The organism is Streptomyces sp. NPDC093252 (genome assembly GCF_040683675.1).
Lineage (GTDB): Bacteria > Actinomycetota > Actinomycetes > Streptomycetales > Streptomycetaceae > Streptomyces.
This window is the reverse complement of the sequence record NZ_JBFBEM010000013.1, coordinates 167,164-186,840: the sequence shown is the minus strand read 5'-3', so window position 1 is coordinate 186,840 and position 19,677 is coordinate 167,164. Positions and strand designations below refer to the sequence as shown.

The following is a 19,677-nucleotide window of genomic DNA, read 5'->3' as shown; positions in this document are numbered from 1 at the left end:
TGACATACGTCCCGGTCCGCCCACGAGGGCGGTCGTCGGGCTTGTCCCGGAGCTGTTACAGCCCCCGCCGGGTTTGGTTCAGCGGCGGGTGCCGGTGAGGTAGGCGGAGACGACGACGTTCGCGGTGTAGCTGCGGGTGGTGCGGTCGTAGGTGCCGCCGCAGGTGATGAGGCGGAGTTCGGCGCGGCCGGACTCGCGTGGGCCGTACGCCTGGCGGGCGTCGAAGCGGTCGCGGGTGAGGACCTGGACGTCGTCGACGGTGAACTCGGCGACGGTGCCGTCGGCGCGGGCCACGCGCAGGGGTTCGCCGGGGCGGAGGGTGCTGACCTTGTAGAAGACGGCGGGGCGGGTGTCGGTGTCGACATGGCCGACCAGCAGCGCGGTGCCCGCCGCGCCGGGTTCGACGCCGGCCGCGTACCAGCCGACGGTGCCGGGGCGGTCGTAAGGCGGGGGGTCGATGGCGCCCTCGCGGTCGAGGCCACGGGCGACGACCGGGGCCCGGACGGCTATGCCGGGGATGTCGAGGCGGGTCGGGGCGGCGCCGGTGAGGGGGTCGGCGGGGGGTGGGAGTCCGGCACCGGCGGGGCGGCCGACGGCGGCTATGTCGCCGGTGGTGGGGGCGGATATGCCCTGGCGCAGATCGGTGACCTCGCGGCCCCAGAGCCACAGGCCGAGCAGGAGGAGTGCCCAGGCGACGCCGGTGAGGAGTCGGGCGGGGCCGGTGGGACGTTCGGGGTCCTGGTCGGGGTGGTGGTCGGGGTGGTGGTCGGCATCGTGGTGTTCGTTGCGGTGTGTGGCGTCCGGCATGGTTCGGCCGCCTCAGGGGGTGCGGCGGCTTTTGCGGGCGCCGCGCAGGATGACGGCGACCGCGGCGGCTCCGGCCAGCAGCAGTCCGGTGATGGCGTGGGCGGCGCCGGGGCCGCCGTCCCGGCCGGACTCCGCCTCGGAGGCGAGGTGGGTCGCGGTGCCGCCGCCGCCCGCGTGGACGGGGGCGGTGGGTGAGGGCGCGTCCTGCGCGGGGGGATCCTGCGCGGGGGAATCCTGGGCGAGGCGATCCTGGGCGGGGGTGTCCGTGACGCGGACGCGGCCGTCGGCGGTGTGCTCGCCGCAGGTGATCCGGACGGCGTAGGCGCCGGCCTTGAGCGCGGTGCGGATCCGGGTGTCGCCGGTGAGGGTGCCGTCCGAGCCGCTGAGGCGGGCCTCGGAGACGAAGGCCGCCGAGACGGCCGTCGCGGAGGTGACCTCGCAGCCGGTGACGCGCAGGGCGATGTCCCCGCCGGGCACCGGGGCGGCGGGGCTGACGGTGACGGTGCCGCCGGAGCCGTCCGCCGCGTGGGCGGGCGGGGCGGGGGTGAGGAGCGGGAGCGCGGTCAGGAGTGCGGCGGCGAGGCCGACAAGGGGGGCGCGGAGAGTGATGTAGGGAGAACCCATCGTGAACCTCCAGATGTCTGGAGACTCCCCCGCGCGGCCGGACCACGCATCCTGACGCGGGGTCCGGCTGCTCCGTACGGGTTGCATCCGGGGGGCCGGAGGTTTCGGCGGCCGTCCCGGGGTGGTGGTCAGACCAGGTCGACCAGGTCCGCGATGGAGTCGACGACCTCGGAGGGGCGGTAGGGGAAGTCCTCGATCTGGGCCGGGGTGGTCAGCCCGGTCAGCACCAGGAAGGTGCGCATCCCGGCCTCGATGCCCGCGAGGACGTCGGTGTCCATGCGGTCGCCGATCATCGCGCTGGTCTCGGAGTGGGCGCCGATGGCGTTCAGCCCGGTGCGCATCATCAGGGGGTTGGGCTTGCCCGCGAAGTACGGCTGCTTGCCGGTGGCCTTGGTGATCAGCGCGGCCACCGCGCCGGTCGCCGGTAGCGGGCCCTCGGCGGACGGGCCGGTCTCGTCGGGGTTGGTGCAGATGAAGCGGGCGCCGTTGTTGATCAGGCGGACGGCCTTGGTCATCGCCTCGAAAGAGTAGGTACGGGTCTCGCCGAGTACGACGTAGTCGGGGTCGTGGTCGGTGAGGATGTAGCCGATGTCGTGCAGGGCGGTGGTGAGGCCGGCCTCACCGATGACGTACGCGGAACCGCCCGGCCGCTGGTCGTCCAGGAACTCGGCGGTGGCGAGCGCCGAGGTCCAGATGTTCTCCACCGGCACGTCCAGGCCCATGCGGTTGAGGCGGGCGTGCAGGTCACGGGCCGTGTAGATGGAGTTGTTGGTCAGCACCAGGAAGGGCTTGCCGGACTCGCGGAGCTTCTTGACGAACGCGTCGGCGCCGGGGATCGGCACACCCTCGTGGATGAGGACGCCGTCCATGTCGGTCAGCCATGAGTCGATGGGCTTGCGGTCTGCCATGTGGGTGGATCACTCCTGGTGCCTGTCACGTCGTGCGGGACGTGGGTGAACGGGGGCGCCGGAACCACGGCGTACCGACGCCCCCAGGGTAATCAGGAAGTGCCGGGCTTCACCCCGCCGGTCACCCGGTATCCCAGGCACGGGCGGGGCGTGTCCTGCGGGTATCCGTCGGACACGCCTCAGCGGCGCCTCCGGGACAGGAGGAGGGCGGTGCCGGTCACCACCAGGGCCACGGCCAGCGCGAGGGCCTCGCCCGGGGAGCCGAGGCCGGTGCGGGCGAGTTCGTCGGCGAGGGTGGTGGGGGTTCGGGGGGTGGGGGTGGGGCTTGGGGTGGGGGTGGTTTCCGGTGCGGGCGCGGAGGCGGACTCCGGGTTGCGGGTGGGGCGTTCGGGGGTCTCGCCCCGGCTGCTCGTCGTCGCCCGTACCACCCGGAACCGGTAGGCGTTCGACTCCCCCACCCAGTCCCCGTCGTCGCCCTGCCGCTGGACGACGGCGGCGGTGGCCGTGATGTCGTTGGGCACGGTGTCGGAGGTGACCGACAGCCGGACCTCGACCCGGATCGTGCGGCCCGCCCCGATGGTGAGCCCCGGGAAACCGGCGGCCTCGAAGGGGGCGACGATCTCGTCCTCGTCGGTCGCCTCGAACCGCACCGGATGCGGGTGCCGCCCCACGGTGAACTCCAGTCGGGGCTGGGCGGCGGTCAGTCTGCGGTCCTGGTCGACGAGGACGACGACCGGGTGGATCCCGGAGCAGGCGCGGCCGGTGGTGTTGGTGACGTCGAGGTACCAGGTGCCGGGGTCGCCGCCGGCGGCGTAGGTGTCCGGGCCGCCGTGGATGTGGGTGGTGAGGGGGAAGCCGCGCGCGTCGGCGCCGCCGCAGGCGGGGGCGGGGGCGGGCCTGGGGGACGGGGCGAGGGACGGGGCGGGGGCGGGGGCCGCCTGGGCGGCGGGCAGCGGGGACAGCAGGGCGGTGGTGAGGAGGCAGAGGGCGGCAGGGGTGACCGGTCGCATGAGCACATGACATGACGGACGGGGGAGCGGGGCGGCGGCTGCCACGCCGCCGGGGTCGCCCACACCGCCCGATCAGCCCACCCCCGCCGTCCGCCCGAGGATCCGACCCGCCATCCGTCCCGCCATCCGTCCCGGCGCTCCCGTCATCCGACCCACGATCCGACCCGCCATCCGACCCACGATCCGACCCCCCATCCGACCGACGATCCGACCCCCCATCCGACCGACGATCCGACCCAGCGCCCGCCCCGGCGCGCCCGCCGTCCGCCGTCCGCCGTCCGCCAAGGAGTGCCGGGCCCCGTCGCCTATACGTCCCGGCCGAACAGTGGGCCCAGGAGGAGTTCGGCGGCGCCCTCCGCGACGCCCCGCTCCCCGCCGGAGGCGATCCGTACCGGCACACCCGTGTCGCCCCGGCTCTCGCGGCGGGCGCGGGCGTCCAGGACGGCCGCGACGCCCCGGACGAAGAGGTCGTCGGCGGCCATGACCGTCCGGCCGCCGAGCAGGACCAGGTCGATGTCCAGCAGGGCGACGAGGTTGGCCGCGCCGGCGCCGAGCACCCGGGCCGCCTCCGGCAGATCGCCGCGGGCCACCGCCGCCAGGCAGAGCGCCTCGACGCAGCCGCGGTCGCCGCAGGTGCAGGGTGGTCCGTCGAGCTGGAGGACCTGGTGGCCGAACTCCCCGGCGCCGGTGCGCGCCCCCCGGTGCACGGTTCCGTCGATGACCAGCCCGGCCCCCAGGCCCGTACCGAGGTGGAGGTAGGCGAAGGAGCGGGCGGTGGAGCGGGCGGCGAGGCGCAGGGCCGCCGCGTTGGTGTCCTTGTCGACCACGACCGGGACGCCGAGGCGGTCGGTGAGGGCGGCGCGCAGCGGATAGCGGTCCCACTCGGGGAAGCCGGTGACCCGGTGCAGTACGCCCCGGGTGTGGTCGAGCGGTCCGGGCAGCGCGACCCCGGCGCCGACCAGCCCCGGACCCGGGCCCGCGCCCGCCGGGGTCACCTCGCCCACGGCCTCGCCGACCGCCGCGACCACCGCCTCCGCGCCCGCGCCCAGATCGACCGGGCGGGAGGTCTCCTGGACCACGGCTCCGGTGAGGTCGACGAGGACGGCCCGCAGCGCGTCGCGGTCGACATGGACACCGACCGCGTGTCCGGCGTCGGGGACCAGCCGCAGGACCGTACGGGGTTTGCCGCCGGTGGAGCGGCGGTGCCCGGCCTCGGCGGCGAGGCCGTCGGCGCGCAGCCGGGCGGTGATCTTGCTGACGGCCTGGGGGGTGAGGCCGGTGCGCTCGGCGAGCTTGATCCGGGTCATCCCGTCGAGACCGGCCTCGCGGAGCAGATCGAGGACGAGGGCGGTGTTGTGGCTGCGCAGGGCGAGGAGGTTGACGCCCCCGCCGGGGGCCCGTCCGCCGCCCGTCCCGCCCGCACCGCCCGCACCGGCCGTGCCGCCCGCGGTCACGCCCATGCTCATCCCGGTCATCCCGGTCACCGATCCGCCGTCGTTCACGGCCCCTATTCTCCCCCCTGCTTGCACTTTGGCAACAGCGTTGCCAAAGTGGGCGCCATGACTGGCATGACTGGCATGAGCGGCATGAGCGGTACGCCGGGAACCCCCGGGACCGGTCCCGGAGCCACCCCCGGGACCGATCCCGGGACCACCCCCGGGACCCCCCTCGGAGCCGACCCCGGGACCACTCCCGGAACCGACCCCGGCTCCCCCGGCATTGCCCCCGGCACCCCCCTGCGCGTCGGCCTCGTCGGCTACGGGCTCGCGGGGTCCGTCTTCCACGCCCCGCTGATCGCGGTGACCGGCGGTCTGGCCCTGGACACGGTGGTCACCTCCAGCCCGGAGCGGCAGGAGCAGGCCCGCGGCGCGTTCCCGGGCGTCCGGGTGCTGGGGACCGTCGATGAGCTGTTCGGCCGCGCGGACGAACTGGATCTGCTCGTGCTGGCCTCCCCGAACCGCACTCATGTGCCGCTGGCCACCGCCGCCCTCAAGGCCGGCCTCCCGGTGGTCGTGGACAAGCCGATCGCCGGGACGGCGGCCGAGGCGCGCGCACTGGCCGCCCTCGCCGACGACCGCGGGCTCCTGCTCTCCGTCTTCCAGAACCGGCGCTGGGACAACGACTTCCTCACCCTGCGCAGACTCCTCGCGGACGGCGAGCTGGGCGAGATCCAGCGCTTCGAGTCCCGTTTCGAGCGCTGGCGGCCCCAGTTGAAGGGCGGCTGGCGGGAGTCCGGCGACCCGGCGGAGATCGGAGGTCTGCTCTACGACCTCGGCAGCCATGTCGTCGACCAGGCCCTCGTCCTCTTCGGCCCGGTCGCACAGGTGTACGCCGAGTCGGACATCCGGCGGCCCGGCGCCCGTACCGACGACGACACCTTCCTCGCCCTCACCCACACCAGCGGCGTCCGCTCCCACCTCTATGTCTCGGCCACGACCGCCCAGCTCGGCCCGCGCTTCCGGGTGCTGGGCTCGAAGGCGGGCTATGTGAAGTACGGCCTCGATCCGCAGGAGGCGGAGCTGCGGGAGGGCCGCCGCCCCGGCGCCGACGGGGCCTGGGGGACGGAGCCGGAGGAGCTGTGGGGCCGGGTCGGCTCCGGCGAGTCCCCGCTGACCGGCGGTGGCCGTCCCGAGCCCACCGTCCCGGGCGACTACCCCGCGTACTACGCCGCCGTGGCCGCCGCCCTGCGCGACGGGGGGCCGCCCCCGGTGACCGCGCTGGAGGCCGCCGCCGCCCTCGACGTCCTGGAGGCGGCCCGCCGTTCGGCGCGCGACGGATCGGCGGTGACCCTGTGACCCCCACCCCGCGCATCACGCCCGAGCTGACCCCCGGCCTGCCCGAACTGGAGGCGCAGGAACGGCGCCTGGTGTTCCGTACGTTCACCCATGACGACGCCTGGGCGCTGGGCTCGCTGCTGGTGGAGATGGCCCGGGAGCGGCAGGCGCCGGTCGCCGTCGACATCCACCGGGCCGGTCAGCAGCTCTTCCACGCCGCGCTGCCGGGCTCGGCCCCGGACAACGACGCCTGGATCGCCCGCAAGCGGCGGGTGGTGGAGCGGTACGGGTCGGCGTCGTACCTGGTCGGGGCGCGGTGCCGGGCCAGGGGCACGACGTTCGAGGAGTCGTCCCGCCTGGACCCGGACCGGTACGCGGCCCATGGCGGCTCCTTCCCGATCACGGTGGCGGATGTCGGGGTGATCGGCGCGGTGACGGTGTCGGGGCTGCCGCAGTTGGAGGACCACCGTTTCGTGGTGGAGGCGCTGGAGCGCTATTTGGGCGACACCCTCTGACCGCCACCCCCCTCTTCTCCCTTCCGTCCTCAGTCACCTCCGGCTCGCGGAATGATCCGGACCACCCCTCCGGTTGACCCCCACAGCACCGAAGAAACGATCAACCGGAGGGATCGGAACAGATGAGCACCAACGCAGCGGACGGCTCGGCGCACGACCTCAAGCAGCGGCTCGGCCGGTACGGCATCTGGAGCCGCGACTTCCGCCCGGAGGAACCCGCCCGGCAGACCGAGCTGAACGAATCGGCCGCCGAACTGGAGGAACTGGGCTTCGGCGCCCTCTGGCTGGGCGGCAACAGCTCCCTCGCCCTCGCGGCCCCGCTGATCGGCGCGACCCGCACCCTCACCGTCGGCACCAGCGTCCAGAACATATGGCTGGAGGGCCCCGCCGAGACCGCCGCCGCCTTCGCCGATCTGGAGGCCACCCACCCCGGCCGCTTCCTGCTGGGCCTCGGCGTCGGCCACGCCAAGCTGGTGGAGCAGTACCGGCGCCCCTACTCGGCCCTGGTCGGCTACCTCGACGGCCTGGACGCGGGCGGCTTCCCCGCCGGACACCGGCTCCTCGCCGCCCTGGGCCCGAGGAACCTCCGGCTGGCCGGGGAGCGGGCGGCGGGCGCGATCCCGTATCTGGTCACCCCGGACCACACGGCGTACGCCCGGGACATCCTGGGCCCGGGGCCCCTGCTGGCCCCCGAGGTGAGTGTCATCCTCAGCGCGGACCCGACCGAGGCGCGAGCCCTGGCCAGGGCCCAACTGGGCCGCTATCTGACCCTCCCGAACTACACCGACAACTTCCTCCGCCACGGTTTCACGGAGGACGACCTGACGGACGGCGGCAGCGACCGCCTCGTCGATGCGCTGTTCGTCTGGGGCGACGAGACCCGCATCCACACCCACCTGGAAACCTTCCACAAGGCGGGCGCGGACCATGTCGCCCTCCAGGTCTTCAGCCCCGACACCAACACGGGGCTCCCCCGGCAGGCATGGCGAGAGCTGGCGACGCTGGTGGGGTAGGGAGGGCCTTTGGGGGCGAGCCTTTGGAGGCGGGCCTTTGGAGGCGAGCCTTTGGGGGGCACGCTGGGGGTACCCCCTCGGGGGGCGGGGAGGTACTGCGCGACCAGCCACAACGCACCCGCCCTCGGACCCCGCCACCCCGCCACCCCTCCCCCCTCAGGCCCCCTACGCGTCAGCGAAAACCTGCCGCTGCTTCCCCAACCCCCCGATCTCCAGCTCCACCACATCCCCACCCCGCAGATACGGTTTGGGCTCGGCCCGCCCCAGCGCCACCCCGGCGGGCGTCCCCGTATTGATCACATCCCCGGGATACAGCGTCATGAAGTGACTCAGATACCGCACGACCTCCCCGACCGGAAAGATCTGCTCCGCCGTCGTCCCGTCCTGCTGCAACTCCCCGTTGACCCAGAGCCGCAGATCGAGCCGCTGCGGATCCGGCACCTCGTCCGCGGTCACCAGCCAGGGCCCGAGGGGGTTGAAGGTCTCGCAGTTCTTCCCCTTGTCCCAGGTGCCGCCGCGCTCGATCTGGAACTCCCGCTCGGACACATCGTGCGCCACCGCGTACCCGGCGACATGCGCGAGCGCCTCCTCCGTCGACTCCAGATAGCGGGCCGTACGTCCGATGACCACGGCCAGTTCGACCTCCCAGTCGGTCTTCACCGACCGGCGCGGCACCAGAACGGTGTCATAGGGCCCGACCACCGTGTCCGGCGCCTTGAGGAACAGCACCGGCTCGGTCGGCGGCTCCGCGCCGGTCTCGCGGGCATGGTCGTGGTAGTTCAGCCCGATGCAGACGACCTTGCCGATCCGGCCCAGCGGCGGCCCGATCCGCAGCCCCTCCGGGTCCAGAACGGGCAGGTCACCGGCGTCTGCGGCGCTCCGGACCCGGTCGAGCGCGGCCTCGTCCGCAAGCAGCGTCCCGTCGATGTCCGGCACCAGCGCGGACAGGTCCCGCAGCACTCCCCCGGCGTCGAGCAGCGCGGGCCGCTCCGCCCCGGCCGTACCGACTCGCAGCAGCTTCATGGTTCCGTCTCCCTCGCTCGCGGCATCCGCCGATGTGTGCGGTCATCGGAGGACTGGTCGATCCTCCAAGCTCAAGGTCCCCTCCCGCAATACCCGGTTCACCCCCTGGACCCCGGCCGCCGTCCACGCGCTCAGCGATACAGCACGGCCCGCTCGACCGCGGTCCAGGTCGTACTGGTGACGACGTACAGCGCGGCGGCGAGCGGCACCACGGCGACGGTGACCAGGGTGAAGAAGGACAGGAACGGCATCACCTTCATCATGGTGGCCAGCCCCGGCATCGGCTGGTCCCCCGCGCCGAGGGCGACGGCGCCGCCCTGCTGCTGGGCGGCCGTCATCCGCTTGGTCAGGGTGTAGCTGAAGGTGGCGACCCCGGCGACGAGGACGAACAGCCCGGCGTACACCAGCCCGGCCGCGCCGAACGGGCCGCCCGCGGAGAGCGCGTCCGCCCAGCGGTCGCCGAGCGGGGCGGCGCCGAGTCGGTGGCCGAGGAGTTCGTTGGTCCGGCCGCCGACGGTGGGGCTGGAGAAGAGGTAGTAGAGGAGGAAGAAGGCGGGCAGTTGGAAGAGTCCCGGCAGAATGCCGGCCAGCGGCGAGACCTTCTCCTTGGCGTGCAGTTCCAGGAGGGCCCGCTTGAACCGCTCGGGGTTGCGGCGGTGCCTTCTGCGCAGTTCGGCGATCTTCGGCTGGAGCCGCTGGCGTGCCTTCTGGCCGCGCGCGGAGGCCCGGGACAGCGGCAGCACCAGCAGCCGTACGGCCATGGTGAACAGCACGATGGCCGCTGCCGCGGCGGAGGCGGCGAAGAGGGGGTGCAGAAGGTCGGTGAGGTTTTCGACCAGGGTGGCGAAGACGGACATGGGTGAGCCCTCCGGGGGTCTCGTCGTGCCGGAAGTGCCGCTGCCTCGTGGGCGGGGCGGATGGACGGCATGACGACCTGCGCGGGGGGGTGCCCTGAGAGGGGGGTTCCCTGCGGGGGCCTACGGGGCGGCCCTGCGGCGGGCGACGGCGCCCTGCCGGGGCCCTGACGAGCCCTAAGAGGGGGATGCCGATCCGAGCGGGGTGGCCCTACGCGGGCGAGGTGCCCTACGGGTGCGGTGCCCTACAGGTGAGCTGCCCCTGCGGGTGCGGTGCCCTGCGCGACAGTCGTCGGGAGGGCGTGCCCGGGTGCTCTGGGGCGCGTTCTGCCGCGGGCGTCGGGATCGCGCTGGGGCAGAAAGGCGGTGCGGCGTCTGCGGTCCCGGATCGCCGTACGCACCCGGGTCGGCGGTACGGCGGGGGCGGAGCGGGAGCCGAGGAGGGCGCACAGGGTGAGCGCGGACCCGGCGGCGGCGGTCGCGGCGAGCGCGACGGTGGCGTAGAGCCCACCGGCGTCGAGCAGGGCGAACTGGAGGAGGGGCAGGAGGAGGGCGAGCACCAGGAGGGCGGCGGAGCCGTACCGCGTCCGCGGACCAGCGGAGCCGTACCGCGTCCGCGGACGGGAGCCGGCCCGGAAGCCGCCGACACCCGCCGCCGCACCGATCATCATCACCGCCCCACCCTCCCTCGTCACTGACAACTGACTAATCGCTCGCCCTGCTCGCGTTACTGGCCTTGCTCGTCCTGCTCGTCAATCGGTCTCGATCGGCTCCAGGAGCCGCTTGGGCTTGAGGAGAGCGCGACCCACCGGGTCGGCCGGATCCGGATCGAGACCCGGGCCGGGCACCATCTCAACGTCCGGCACCGGCACGATGGTTCCGCAGGTGGCGCACTCGCCGTAGGAACCGATCTCGGTGCCGCAGACGGCGTGCCGGAAGTGGCGCAGGGTCTGCTGGTCGTAGTGGCGGGTGGACCAGCGGCCGAGTGAGCGGACGACGGGCCACAGGGCGATTCCGCGCTCGGTGAGGACGTACTCGTCGCGCGGCGGGGACTGCTGGTACCGGCGCTTCTCCAGGATGCCCTCGGTGGTGAGGGTCTGGAGCCGGGCGGCGAGCACGGCGCGCGGGATGCCGAGGTGGACGAGGAAGTCGTTGTAGCGCCGGACGCCGTAGAGGGCGTCGCGGATCACCAGGAGGGTCCAGCGCTCGCCGACCACCTCCAGGGCGCGGGCGATCGAGCACTGCTGGGTGGCGTAGTCCTTGCCGAGAGCCATGACGTCCACTGTAATCACTTTCCCCACTGTTGGTTCAATGAACGAACCTAGCGATGCTACGGTGCGGGCATGCATAGGTTCAGTGAACGAACCCTAGGGGTCGACCCCGATGCCGACGACGCGGGATCCCCGACACCCCCGACGCCCCCGACGCCCCCGATACCCCCGGTACCCCCGGTACCCCCGGCGTCCAGGACCCCCACCCTCAGCCACCCCCTCACCCTCTCCCCCACCCCCCGAGCCACCCTCGCCGTCACCAGTGCCGCCACCGCCCTCGCGCTGATGGCCTACGTCGCGCCGATGGTGACCCTCGCCGACACCGCCGCCGCGCTGCACACCGCGCCCACCGCGCAGGCATGGCTCCTGAACGGCACCCCGCTCGGGCTCGCAGCGCTGCTCCTGGTCTCCGGCACCCTCGCCGACGACTACGGCCGCCGCCGGGTCTTCCTGCTCGGCACCCTCGCCCTCGGGCTGACCACGGCGCTCGGTGCGATCACCACCACGACCTGGCAGTTCACCCTGGCGCGGGTGGCGCAGGGGGCGGCGAGCGCGGCACTGCTGGCCAGTGCGCTGGGCCTGATCGTGCACGCGTTCCCGGACCCGCGGGGCCGGGTGCGGGCGACCGGCGTGTGGGGCGCGTTCGTGAGCGGCGGTATCGCGGTGGGTCCACTGCTGAGCGGGGCGCTGCCCGGCTGGCGGTGGGTGTACGTCCTGCTGGGCGCGGCGGCGCTGGCGGTGGCGGCACTGGGGGTCCGTACGCTCACGGAGTCCCGTTCGCCGCGGGGGGCGCGGCCGGATCTGCCGGGGGCGGTGACCTTCGGGCTGGCGCTGGTGGCGCTGGTCGCGGCGCTGACCCTGGGCCGGGACGGCTGGCTGCGGGCGCCGGTGGGGTGGCTCCTGCTGGCGGCGGTGACACTCGTCGCGGTCTTCGGCTGGGTGGAGCGCCGGGTGAGGGCGCCGATGATCGACCTCTCGCTCCTCCGCAGGCCGCGCTTCCTGGCGTCGTCGGCGGGCGGGCTGTTCATGGGGCTGGCGGTGATCGGCCTGTTCAGCTTTCTGCCGACGGTGCTGCAACGCTCCCTCGGCCTGGCCCCGTTGTCCACGGCGTGGCTGTTCCTGCTCTGGTCCGGTCTGTCGTTCGCGGTCGCCCTCCAAGCCCGGCGGCTGAACGGCCGGGTCTCTCCCCGCCGCCAACTGATCATCGGCTTCGCCCTGCACCTGGCCGGCGTCCTGGCCATGCTGGGCGCGATCGACGCGGGTTCGTGGCCCCGGCTGCTGCCCGGTCTGGTCATCGCCGGCATCGGCAGCGGGCTGCTCAACGCGGCGCTCCCGCTGCTGGCGGTGGAGTCGGTGCCGGCGACCCGCGCGGCGATGGGGTCGGGGGCGCAGCAGACGTTCCGCTATGTCGGTTCCTGCGCGGGCGTGGCGCTGACGATCGCGATAGCGACGACGCCGGGCGGCGGCACGGATCTCGCCCTGCTGGTCTCGGCGGGGCTGGCGGGGTTGGGAGCGGTGGGGGTGGCGTTGGCAAGGTGAGGTGAACTGAGGTGAGGTGAAGTGATGCGTGAGTGGCCGGTGGGGGGAGGGTGGGCTGACCGGAATGCCCAATGGGTCGGATCCCGGGCTTGGCCACCCCGGTGTCACCCCTCGGCAGTACGGTGTCCCCCATGCGCCCCGACACGCCTGCCGAGATCGTCGACCACCCCGCCGAGGCGGCCCGCCTGGAGCGAACCGCCGGCCTGTACCCGGAGGACGCGGAAGCCCTGCTGCTGCGGGCAGCCGCCCACCGCGAACTGTCCGGCGACCGCCCGGCCGCGACCGCGCTCTACGACCGCCTCCTCACCTCCGACCTCCCGCTCGACCACCCGCACCTGATCCGCGCGCTGAAGGCGTCGAACCTGTGGGAGTACGGGCACGAGGCGGAGGCCAGGGCGATCATCGAGGGCCTGCGGGCGGCGGCGCCTCGGGACCCGGCGGCCTGGGTGATCGTGGCCGAGTCCCTGGAGTCGCACGACGAGTTGCAGGCGGCGCAGGACACCTTCACGCAGGGCGCGGGCCTGCTGATCGGTGACCCCGAGAACCCCCCGGCGGCGGCCCACCCCCTCCTCTTCGGCCGGCACCGGGTGCGCCGCATGCTGGGTCTGCCGCACGACGACTGGGACGCCCTGGCGGACACCCTGCACTCGATGCCGATCTCCCTGGACGAACTGCACGACCCGAAGCGGGTGTGGTCCCTGGGTTCGGACAACCCGGCGGAGCTGGCGGCCGAGATCACCCGCCTCCGCGCCGAACTGGGCGCCTACCGCGCGGCCCTGTCCCGCCCGTACCCGGTGGCGGTCCTGCACTGGCCGGCCCCCGAACTGACGGAACTCCTGACCGCGTACCCGACGCTGGCCGCGGAGTACCCGTCCCACGAGGAGCACCTCACGACCATAGAGTCCTCGCTCCGCGAACTGGCCGCCTCCGGCACGGCGAACCTGGGCATCGTCACGGGCACGGTCCCCTCCTACGAGGCCTTCGCCGCCTCCGAGTCCACGTCCCCGTCCGACCCGTCCCTCCTCCCCCAGTACGCGACGACCCTGGCGGCCCGGGGGCGTGCGGTGGGGTGGCCGCCGGAGGCGGGGGTGGGGTGTTGGTGTGGGGTGGGGAGGGGTTATGGGGAGTGTCATGGGGTGGACGGTTGAGGCCCACCCGCTCCCGACTCCGGCTCGGTGATCCTTTTCGTCCCGAAGCCGCCGTTCTTCGTTCCTTCACAACTCGTGCACGCTAACGTCGTCCACGAACAGCCGAACCGGCATGCCCCGCGGTCCGCGTCGCGGCGTGTCCTGGCCCGCGAGGAATTCTCATGCCCCCCTATCAGCCGTCTTCGGAGTGGCAGTTCGACGTACCCACCGACGGCACCAAGCGGCTCCCTCCGGCGGGCAGGTCGTTCGAGGCGCTGTCGCACCAGGGCTACGGGTTCGAGGCGGCCATCGCCGATCTCATCGACAACTCGATCGACGCGGGCGCGCACAACGTGGTCGTGAGTTTCGTCCGGGACACCGGTGATCGCGGAGGGCGTGACCGGCTGGTCGCCCTGCTCGTCGTCGACGACGGCCAGGGCATGGACGAGACGGGCCTGGACACCGCCATGACCGTCGGCGGGCGCGAGAAGTACGCCGTCGGTGCCCTCGGACACTTCGGTGCCGGGCTCAAGGCCGCGTCGCTGTCGCACGCCGACGCCCTCACCGTGATCAGCCGGACCAGACGCAGCCCGTCCGCGGGGCGCCGCTGGCTCACCGCCCGCGCCCAGGCCGACTTCACCTGCGACATCGTCGAGGCGAGGTACTGCCAGAACCTGGTCGACCGCTACGACGGCGTCATCGGCTGGCACGGCACGATCGTGCGGTGGGACCGGGTGCGCGCCTTCGAGACCATCACGGAGGGTCAGACCGACCGCTATCTCAACGACGCGATCGAACGGCTGGAGACCCACCTGGGTCTGTATCTCCACCGCTTCCTCGCACGCGACGACTTCCATGTCGACATCGTGGTCGAGGACGCCCACACGCGGGAGGAACTCGACCACCGGGGCGTGGAGCCCATCGACCCGTTCGGCTACCGGGTGCCGGGCAGAGCCGGCTACCCGCGCACCTACGCGGCCCCGGTGGAGGGAGTGGGCGAGGTCCTGCTCCACGCGCACATCTGGCCGCCCAAGTCACCGCTCGTCGCGTACCGCGGCATCGGACCGCTCGCCGAGCGCCAGGGCTTCTACCTGTACCGCAACGACCGTCTGGTGCAGGCCGGCGGGTGGAACGACACCCGCAGCCCCGAGGGTCACCTGGCGCTCGCCCGAATAGCGGTGGACCTGCCGTCCGAACCCAACGACGTGTTCGCCCTGACCGTGAAGAAGGACGGCGTCCAGGTCACCCCCGCCTTCGGTCGCGGCCTGGAGAAAGCCCTCTCCCCCGGGACCGACCACTCCTTCGCCGCCTACGTCCAAGAGGCGGAGGCCACCTATCGAGAGGCGTCCCGGCGCCGGACCGAGGTCAAGCGCGACGCCGTCATCCCACCCGGCAAGGGCATCGACCCCAAGCTGAAGCGGACGCTCCGGGACGAGCTGCCGCAGTTGGACGGCGAGGAGCCGATCACCTTCGGTTGGGCCCGGCTCGACGCACGGAACGGGACGGACCCCGCCGATCTGCTCTTCACGATCGACCACAAGGAGCGGCGGGTCACTCTCAACAAGGACTACCGGCACGCCTTCAACGGCACCCGGCGAGGCGGCTCGAACGACGCGCCCGTCCTCAAGAGCCTGCTCTACCTGATGCTGAACGAGATCTTCCGCAAGGAACGCGTCTGGGCCAACCAGACGGACCGGATCGCCCTGTGGAACAGCGTGCTCATCGCTGCGGTACGGGCCGAACTGTCCCGGGCCGAAGGCTAGTCCGTCCCCCGATCCGCAGCGCACCGGAAAGAGTCCCGTCGCCGTGACAGCCGACACCCCGTCCCCGCACGATCCGCTCACCGACCTCCACGGGACGGTGCTCGACGCGATGAGCCGCCGCGGCCCACGGCACTTCGCCAAGCTGGCCTTCGCCCTCTCCGAGGACGATGACCCGGACGATCTGGATCTGACGCGGTTCCGCAACCGCGTCCTGGCCCCGGCGCCCGGCGACGAACTGATCGCCCTGTGGCGGCGCCGGCTCACCGCCTGGGACTTCGAGCAGTCCCCCGGCTGGTCCGGCACGTCGCCCCGCACATCCGAGCGCCGCGCGGAGATCCACGACCGGCTCGCGTTCGACCCCGACCTGCGCCGAGCCCTGGACGAGGCCGTTCCGGTCCACCGGGAGCCGGTCGCGGTCACCATCAGCCGCGAGTTCCAGCCCTGGTACACCCGGGAGACCGCCGCGAACAGGTCGTTCTACTGGACCTCGTACGAACGGCTGCTGCGGCGCAAGGGGTGGAACGACGTGGCGGTCTCCGGTCTCGACGAAGCCGCACACGCCGTCGTCGAGCGGCTCGCGGACCCGACCCGAGTGGAGCCGTACGGCGCGCGCGGGCTCGTCGTCGGCTATGTGCAGTCCGGCAAGACCGCCAACTTCACCGGCGTCGTCGCCAAGGCCATCGACGCCGGCTACCGTCTGGTCATCGTCCTGGGCGGCACGTTGAACCTGCTGCGCGGGCAGACGCAGCGCCGCCTCGACATGGAGCTGATCGGCCGGGAGAACATCCTGGGCGCCGCGGACCCGAACGACCCCGACGCCGTGGTGGACATCGACTACCAGGACGACGAGGACTGGCCGGAGAGGTTCGTCTCGTTCGGCGCCCGTCCCTCCACGCTCGGTGCCTTCGACATCGAGCGTCTGACCTCCCGCGACCGTGACTACATGTCGCTGGAACGCGGTATCAGCGCCCTGGAGTTCGAGAAGCCCGACCGTGCCCGTCCCCTCTACGACCCGGCGAACCTGCATGCCGCCCGCGCCCGCGTCATGGTCGTGAAGAAGAACGCGTCGGTGCTGGAGAGTCTCGTCAAGGACCTCAGGAAGATCGGCCCCATCCTCCGCGAGATCCCGGCGCTGATCATCGACGACGAGTCCGACCAGGCGTCGGTGAACACGACGGACCCGAAGAAGTGGGAGGCCGACACGGTCGACCGCAGCGCGATCAACGGCAGGATCAGCAAGCTCCTCGGCCTGCTGCCCCGCGCGCAGTACGTCGGCTACACCGCGACGCCCTTCGCCAATGTCTTCGTCGACCCCGGCGACGAGGCGGACATCTTCCCGCGCGACTTCCTGATCTCCCTCGCCCGCCCCACCGGCTACATGGGGGTGCAGGACTTCCACGACCTGGACACGAGCGGCGCCGGTGAGGCGGAGAGGAAGCATGTCCGGGGCATTCACGACTCGACGGGCGACAGACTCGGGGAGGCGCTCGACGCCTTCGTCCTCAGCGGTGCCCTGAAGCTCTACCGCGCCGACCACGGTGTCCCCTCCGGGCCCTTCCGTCACCACACGATGCTGGTGCACGAATCGGTCCTGATGCGTGAGCACGCCGAACTGGCCGCACGCATCAAGGACCTGTGGGACCACGCCGCATACACGGGTCCCGCAGGCCACGCCCGCCTGGCGTCCCTGTTCGAGCAGGATTTCCGCGACCACACGGACACCGACCTGGCCACGCCGACGACGTACGCGGATCTGAAGCCGTACGTCGCCCGGGCCCGCCGTCTCATCCATCGGGGCGGGAGCCCGGTGATGGTGGTCAACGGGGACCGCGAGCTCGACTACACCCAGCCCGAGCTGGATTTCGACCGCACTCCGAACGTCTGGAAGATCCTGGTCGGCGGCACCAAGCTGTCCCGGGGCTTCACCGTCGAGGGGCTGACGATCACCTACTACCGCCGGACGACCCAGCAGGCGGACACCTTGATGCAGATGGGCCGCTGGTTCGGCTTCCGCCCCGGCTACCGCGACCTCGTGCGCCTCTACATCGGCCGCGAGGAGACCCACGGTCGTGGTCGCAACGCCAGGAGGGTCGACCTCTACGAGGCGTTCGAGGCGATCTGCCGGGACGAGGAGCTCTTCCGCGAGGAGTTGGCCAGGTACGCGCCGATGGTCGACGGCCGCCCCCAGGTCACCCCCGCGCAGATCCCCCCGCTGGTGGCCCAGCACCTGCCGTGGGTGAAGCCGTCGGCGCGGAACAAGATGTTCAACGCGGAGCTGGTGGAGGTGCGGTCGCCGGGGACCTGGGTGGAGCCGACGGCCCACCCGGACACCCCGGCGGCATTGACCCACAACGTCGGGTGCTGGGAGCCCGTGCTCGCCGCGTTGGGCACGGAGCCGGTGCGGCTGGCGGTCGGCGGCGGAGCCGGGTACGGGGCACGGGTCGGGATCGTCTCGCACGACACCCTGCTCAAGGTGCTGTGCGACCTGCGTTGGTCCGTGCCGAGCCAGTTCTCGCCCCATCTGGAGTTCCTGCTCCGGGCGGGCCGGGACCCGCACACGATCGACGACTGGTTCGTGATCGCGCCGACGCAGACCGCCGCCCGCCGGCGCGAGGCGCGCATCCTCGGACACGGCCCGTTCGCCCTGGCCCGCCGGACCCGACGGCGGGGTCCCCTGTTCGGTGCGATCAGCGAGCCCAAGCACCGCGGGGCCGCCCTCCGGATCGCGGGCGCGGTCCCGACGGAGGGGAACCCGACCGTGGAGGAGAGCGTCCGCCCCCGCCGCGGCGCGCTGCTGATCTACCCGGTGATCGAGACGGACCCCCGACTCTCCCCCGACGGATCCGTGGACCCCGGCGACCTCGTCATGGCCTTCTCCTTCGTCGCCCCGGCGTCGTCGGTACCGTCCGGCCGCCCCCTGGTGCGCTTCCGCGCGATCGACTCGGGCCGGCAGGATGCGATCACCATCGACCGCGACGACACCCGTTCCTGAGGCGCGAGCACCTTGACCCACGCGAGACCCAAAGCTTCCTCCGCCGCCGTCTCCACCCGCATGTCCAAGCAGGCCAGCAAGGACACCGGCGCCGAGCTGGCGGTGCGACGACTGCTCCACGCGGCCGGCCTGCGCTACCGCTTGGAGTACCCGGTACCGGGAATACCCCGACGACGGATCGACGTGGCCTTCACGGGGGTCAGGGTCGCCGTCCTCATCGACGGCTGCTTCTGGCACGGCTGCCCCGAGCACGCGACGCAGCCGAAGTCCAACGCGCAGTGGTGGCGCGACAAACTGGATCGGAACATGGCCCGTGACCGGGAGACGACGGAGCATCTGATCGCCGAGGGATGGGTGGTGCTGCGCTTCTGGGAACACGAGGACCCCGAGCGGGTGGCCCTACGGGTGGCCGCCGCCGTGGAGCGCCGTCGGACGGACCGGAGCAAGGGGAGATCGGCATGAGAACACGGACCTTCGTAGATGTGTGCTCCGGGGTGGGTGGTCTCGCCCTCGGGCTGGAGCAGGCCGGGTTCGAGCCGCGTCTGCTGCTGGACGACGACGAGACCGCCGTCACGACGCTGCGGACCAATCGACCCGGGTGGGACGTGCTGCACACCGATCTGTTGCAGTTCGACCCGGCCGAACACCCCGAGACCTACGACGTGGATCTGCTCGCCGCGGGCCTGCCCCGTGTGAAGTCGAGTGCGACCGTCGGACGACCTGACTCGCGCGCGGAGGAGCGGCTGCTGAAGGCCACCGTCTATCTGGTGCACGCGATCAGACCTCGGGCGGTGCTCATCGAGAACGTTCCCGGACTCGCCCACGCGGACGCCTACCAGCCGTTCCGTGACTTCGCGCGGGCAGAGCTGGCCCATCTGGGGTACGAGTTCAGTTGGTTCGTCATGAACGCCGTCGACTTCGGCGTGCCGCAGAACCGCAGGCAGGGCGTACTGGTGGCCGTCGAGAAGCGGTGGGCCGACGGATTCGAACCGCCGGCGCCCACCGTGCAGGAGCCGACGACGGTGGGGGCATCCCTGGGACCGTCCATGGCCGCGCGCGGTTGGCGGGACGCCTCCCGCTGGGCCGCCCAGGCCGATCAACCGGCTCCGACCCTGGTCGGTGGCTCGAAGAACCGGGGTGGTGCCGATCTCGGCCCGACCGGAGCCAAGCGCAAGTGGGCGACCATGGGCGTCGACGGGCACACGGTGGGGGACGAGGTGCCCGGCCCTGACTTCGCGTGGGACCCCGCGCTCGGCAGGAGCGGCATGGTGAAGATCACAACCGAGCAGGCGGCGGCGCTCCAGGGCTTTCCCGATTCATGGGTGGTCTCCGGGCGCAAGACGGCTCGGTACCGGCAGATCGGGCACGCGACACCGCCGCCGGTCGGCAGGGCCCTGGGGCTGGCCATCGCCGAAGCCCTCGACAGGGGTCCGGCGGTCTCCGCCGATAGCTAGACT

At 72.6% G+C, this 19,677-nt stretch carries 18 protein-coding genes; 9 read left to right on the top strand and 9 right to left on the bottom strand.

The window, feature by feature from the left end:
• Positions 1 to 78: 78 nt before the first annotated feature.
• The 5 genes from AB0O01_RS26505 to AB0O01_RS26485 form a co-directional block, all read right to left on the bottom strand.
• Positions 79 to 807: a class F sortase gene (locus tag AB0O01_RS26505; RefSeq protein WP_365317109.1), complete on the bottom strand. Its 729-nt coding sequence runs from the start codon at positions 805 to 807 to the stop codon at positions 79 to 81.
• A 12-nt stretch (positions 808 to 819) separates the two neighbouring features.
• Positions 820 to 1,431, bottom strand: a complete 612-nt coding sequence (locus AB0O01_RS26500; RefSeq protein WP_365317107.1) for a hypothetical protein — start codon at positions 1,429 to 1,431, stop codon at positions 820 to 822.
• Positions 1,432 to 1,559: 128 nt separating this feature from the next.
• The gene (locus AB0O01_RS26495; protein WP_365317106.1) at positions 1,560 to 2,339 is read right to left on the bottom strand and encodes an HAD-IIA family hydrolase; all 780 of its coding nucleotides are present in this window, start codon (positions 2,337 to 2,339) and stop codon (positions 1,560 to 1,562) included.
• Between the two features lie 179 nt (positions 2,340 to 2,518).
• On the bottom strand, positions 2,519 to 3,349 hold the full coding sequence (locus AB0O01_RS26490; protein WP_365317105.1) for a hypothetical protein: 831 nt from the start codon (positions 3,347 to 3,349) through the stop codon (positions 2,519 to 2,521).
• A gap of 305 nt (positions 3,350 to 3,654) precedes the next feature.
• Positions 3,655 to 4,824, bottom strand: a complete 1,170-nt coding sequence (locus AB0O01_RS26485; RefSeq protein ID WP_365317257.1) for an ROK family transcriptional regulator — start codon at positions 4,822 to 4,824, stop codon at positions 3,655 to 3,657.
• Between the two features lie 84 nt (positions 4,825 to 4,908).
• On the opposite strand from AB0O01_RS26485, the gene AB0O01_RS26480 reads away from it, so the two are divergent.
• The 3 genes from AB0O01_RS26480 to AB0O01_RS26470 all read left to right on the top strand — a co-directional run bounded on the left by AB0O01_RS26480 (position 4,909) and on the right by AB0O01_RS26470 (position 7,651).
• A complete protein-coding gene (locus AB0O01_RS26480) occupies positions 4,909 to 6,144 on the top strand; it encodes a Gfo/Idh/MocA family oxidoreductase (RefSeq protein ID WP_365317103.1) in 1,236 nt (411 codons plus the stop codon).
• Positions 6,141 to 6,638, top strand: a complete 498-nt coding sequence (locus tag AB0O01_RS26475; RefSeq protein ID WP_365317101.1) for a heme-degrading domain-containing protein — start codon at positions 6,141 to 6,143, stop codon at positions 6,636 to 6,638. Before AB0O01_RS26480 ends, AB0O01_RS26475 begins: the two co-directional genes overlap by 4 nt.
• 122 nt (positions 6,639 to 6,760) lie before the next feature.
• A complete protein-coding gene (locus tag AB0O01_RS26470) occupies positions 6,761 to 7,651 on the top strand; it encodes an LLM class F420-dependent oxidoreductase (protein ID WP_365317099.1) in 891 nt (296 codons plus the stop codon).
• A gap of 165 nt (positions 7,652 to 7,816) precedes the next feature.
• Here AB0O01_RS26470 and AB0O01_RS26465 read toward each other — a convergent pair whose 3' ends face one another.
• From AB0O01_RS26465 to AB0O01_RS26450, 4 genes are all read right to left on the bottom strand, one after another.
• Positions 7,817 to 8,674: a fumarylacetoacetate hydrolase family protein gene (locus tag AB0O01_RS26465; RefSeq protein ID WP_365317097.1), complete on the bottom strand. Its 858-nt coding sequence runs from the start codon at positions 8,672 to 8,674 to the stop codon at positions 7,817 to 7,819.
• 131 nt (positions 8,675 to 8,805) lie between these two features.
• Entirely contained in the window at positions 8,806 to 9,531 is a 726-nt protein-coding gene (locus tag AB0O01_RS26460; protein WP_365317095.1) for a YidC/Oxa1 family membrane protein insertase, read from the bottom strand.
• 242 nt (positions 9,532 to 9,773) lie between these two features.
• Positions 9,774 to 10,091 carry a DUF6412 domain-containing protein gene (locus tag AB0O01_RS26455; RefSeq protein ID WP_365317256.1) on the bottom strand — a complete coding sequence of 106 codons (318 nt, stop codon included), beginning with the start codon at positions 10,089 to 10,091 and terminating at the stop codon, positions 9,774 to 9,776.
• A 189-nt stretch (positions 10,092 to 10,280) separates the two neighbouring features.
• Positions 10,281 to 10,802, bottom strand: a complete 522-nt coding sequence (locus AB0O01_RS26450; protein WP_365317094.1) for a helix-turn-helix domain-containing protein — start codon at positions 10,800 to 10,802, stop codon at positions 10,281 to 10,283.
• 69 nt (positions 10,803 to 10,871) lie between these two features.
• Between AB0O01_RS26450 and AB0O01_RS26445 the strand changes: the two genes are divergently transcribed.
• The 6 genes from AB0O01_RS26445 (at position 10,872) to AB0O01_RS26420 (ending at position 19,674) form a co-directional block, all read left to right on the top strand.
• Positions 10,872 to 12,338: an MFS transporter gene (locus tag AB0O01_RS26445; protein ID WP_365317092.1), complete on the top strand. Its 1,467-nt coding sequence runs from the start codon at positions 10,872 to 10,874 to the stop codon at positions 12,336 to 12,338.
• Between the two features lie 131 nt (positions 12,339 to 12,469).
• Positions 12,470 to 13,486, top strand: a complete 1,017-nt coding sequence (locus AB0O01_RS26440; protein ID WP_365317091.1) for a hypothetical protein — start codon at positions 12,470 to 12,472, stop codon at positions 13,484 to 13,486.
• 161 nt (positions 13,487 to 13,647) lie between these two features.
• Positions 13,648 to 15,228 carry an ATP-binding protein gene (locus AB0O01_RS26435; RefSeq protein WP_365317089.1) on the top strand — a complete coding sequence of 527 codons (1,581 nt, stop codon included), beginning with the start codon at positions 13,648 to 13,650 and terminating at the stop codon, positions 15,226 to 15,228.
• Between the two features lie 109 nt (positions 15,229 to 15,337).
• The gene (locus AB0O01_RS26430) at positions 15,338 to 18,220 is read left to right on the top strand and encodes a Z1 domain-containing protein (protein ID WP_365317255.1); all 2,883 of its coding nucleotides are present in this window, start codon (positions 15,338 to 15,340) and stop codon (positions 18,218 to 18,220) included.
• 12 nt (positions 18,221 to 18,232) lie between these two features.
• Complete coding sequence (locus AB0O01_RS26425; protein ID WP_365317087.1) at positions 18,233 to 18,682, top strand: very short patch repair endonuclease; 450 nt, start codon at positions 18,233 to 18,235, stop codon at positions 18,680 to 18,682.
• The gene (locus AB0O01_RS26420; protein ID WP_365317085.1) at positions 18,679 to 19,674 is read left to right on the top strand and encodes a DNA cytosine methyltransferase; all 996 of its coding nucleotides are present in this window, start codon (positions 18,679 to 18,681) and stop codon (positions 19,672 to 19,674) included. Before AB0O01_RS26425 ends, AB0O01_RS26420 begins: the two co-directional genes overlap by 4 nt.
• The last annotated feature ends 3 nt before the right edge of the window (positions 19,675 to 19,677 follow it).

What these genes read in the sequence shown, in the direction of transcription:
- AB0O01_RS26420 (WP_365317085.1), top strand. Translation starts at nt 18,679, where the DNA reads ATGAGAACACGGACCTTCGTAGATGTGTGCTCCGGGGTGGGTGGTCTC.
- AB0O01_RS26490 (WP_365317105.1), bottom strand. Translation starts at nt 3,349, where the DNA reads ATGCGACCGGTCACCCCTGCCGCCCTCTGCCTCCTCACCACCGCCCTG.
- AB0O01_RS26440 (WP_365317091.1), top strand. Translation starts at nt 12,470, where the DNA reads ATGCGCCCCGACACGCCTGCCGAGATCGTCGACCACCCCGCCGAGGCG.
- AB0O01_RS26430 (WP_365317255.1), top strand. Translation starts at nt 15,338, where the DNA reads ATGAGCCGCCGCGGCCCACGGCACTTCGCCAAGCTGGCCTTCGCCCTC.
- AB0O01_RS26500 (WP_365317107.1), bottom strand. Translation starts at nt 1,431, where the DNA reads ATGGGTTCTCCCTACATCACTCTCCGCGCCCCCCTTGTCGGCCTCGCC.
- AB0O01_RS26445 (WP_365317092.1), top strand. Translation starts at nt 10,872, where the DNA reads ATGCATAGGTTCAGTGAACGAACCCTAGGGGTCGACCCCGATGCCGAC.
- AB0O01_RS26480 (WP_365317103.1), top strand. Translation starts at nt 4,909, where the DNA reads ATGACTGGCATGACTGGCATGAGCGGCATGAGCGGTACGCCGGGAACC.
- AB0O01_RS26470 (WP_365317099.1), top strand. Translation starts at nt 6,761, where the DNA reads ATGAGCACCAACGCAGCGGACGGCTCGGCGCACGACCTCAAGCAGCGG.
- AB0O01_RS26460 (WP_365317095.1), bottom strand. Translation starts at nt 9,531, where the DNA reads ATGTCCGTCTTCGCCACCCTGGTCGAAAACCTCACCGACCTTCTGCAC.
- AB0O01_RS26485 (WP_365317257.1), bottom strand. Translation starts at nt 4,824, where the DNA reads ATGACCGGGATGAGCATGGGCGTGACCGCGGGCGGCACGGCCGGTGCG.
- AB0O01_RS26505 (WP_365317109.1), bottom strand. Translation starts at nt 807, where the DNA reads ATGCCGGACGCCACACACCGCAACGAACACCACGATGCCGACCACCAC.
- AB0O01_RS26450 (WP_365317094.1), bottom strand. Translation starts at nt 10,802, where the DNA reads ATGGCTCTCGGCAAGGACTACGCCACCCAGCAGTGCTCGATCGCCCGC.
- AB0O01_RS26495 (WP_365317106.1), bottom strand. Translation starts at nt 2,339, where the DNA reads ATGGCAGACCGCAAGCCCATCGACTCATGGCTGACCGACATGGACGGC.
- AB0O01_RS26435 (WP_365317089.1), top strand. Translation starts at nt 13,648, where the DNA reads ATGCCCCCCTATCAGCCGTCTTCGGAGTGGCAGTTCGACGTACCCACC.
- AB0O01_RS26465 (WP_365317097.1), bottom strand. Translation starts at nt 8,674, where the DNA reads ATGAAGCTGCTGCGAGTCGGTACGGCCGGGGCGGAGCGGCCCGCGCTG.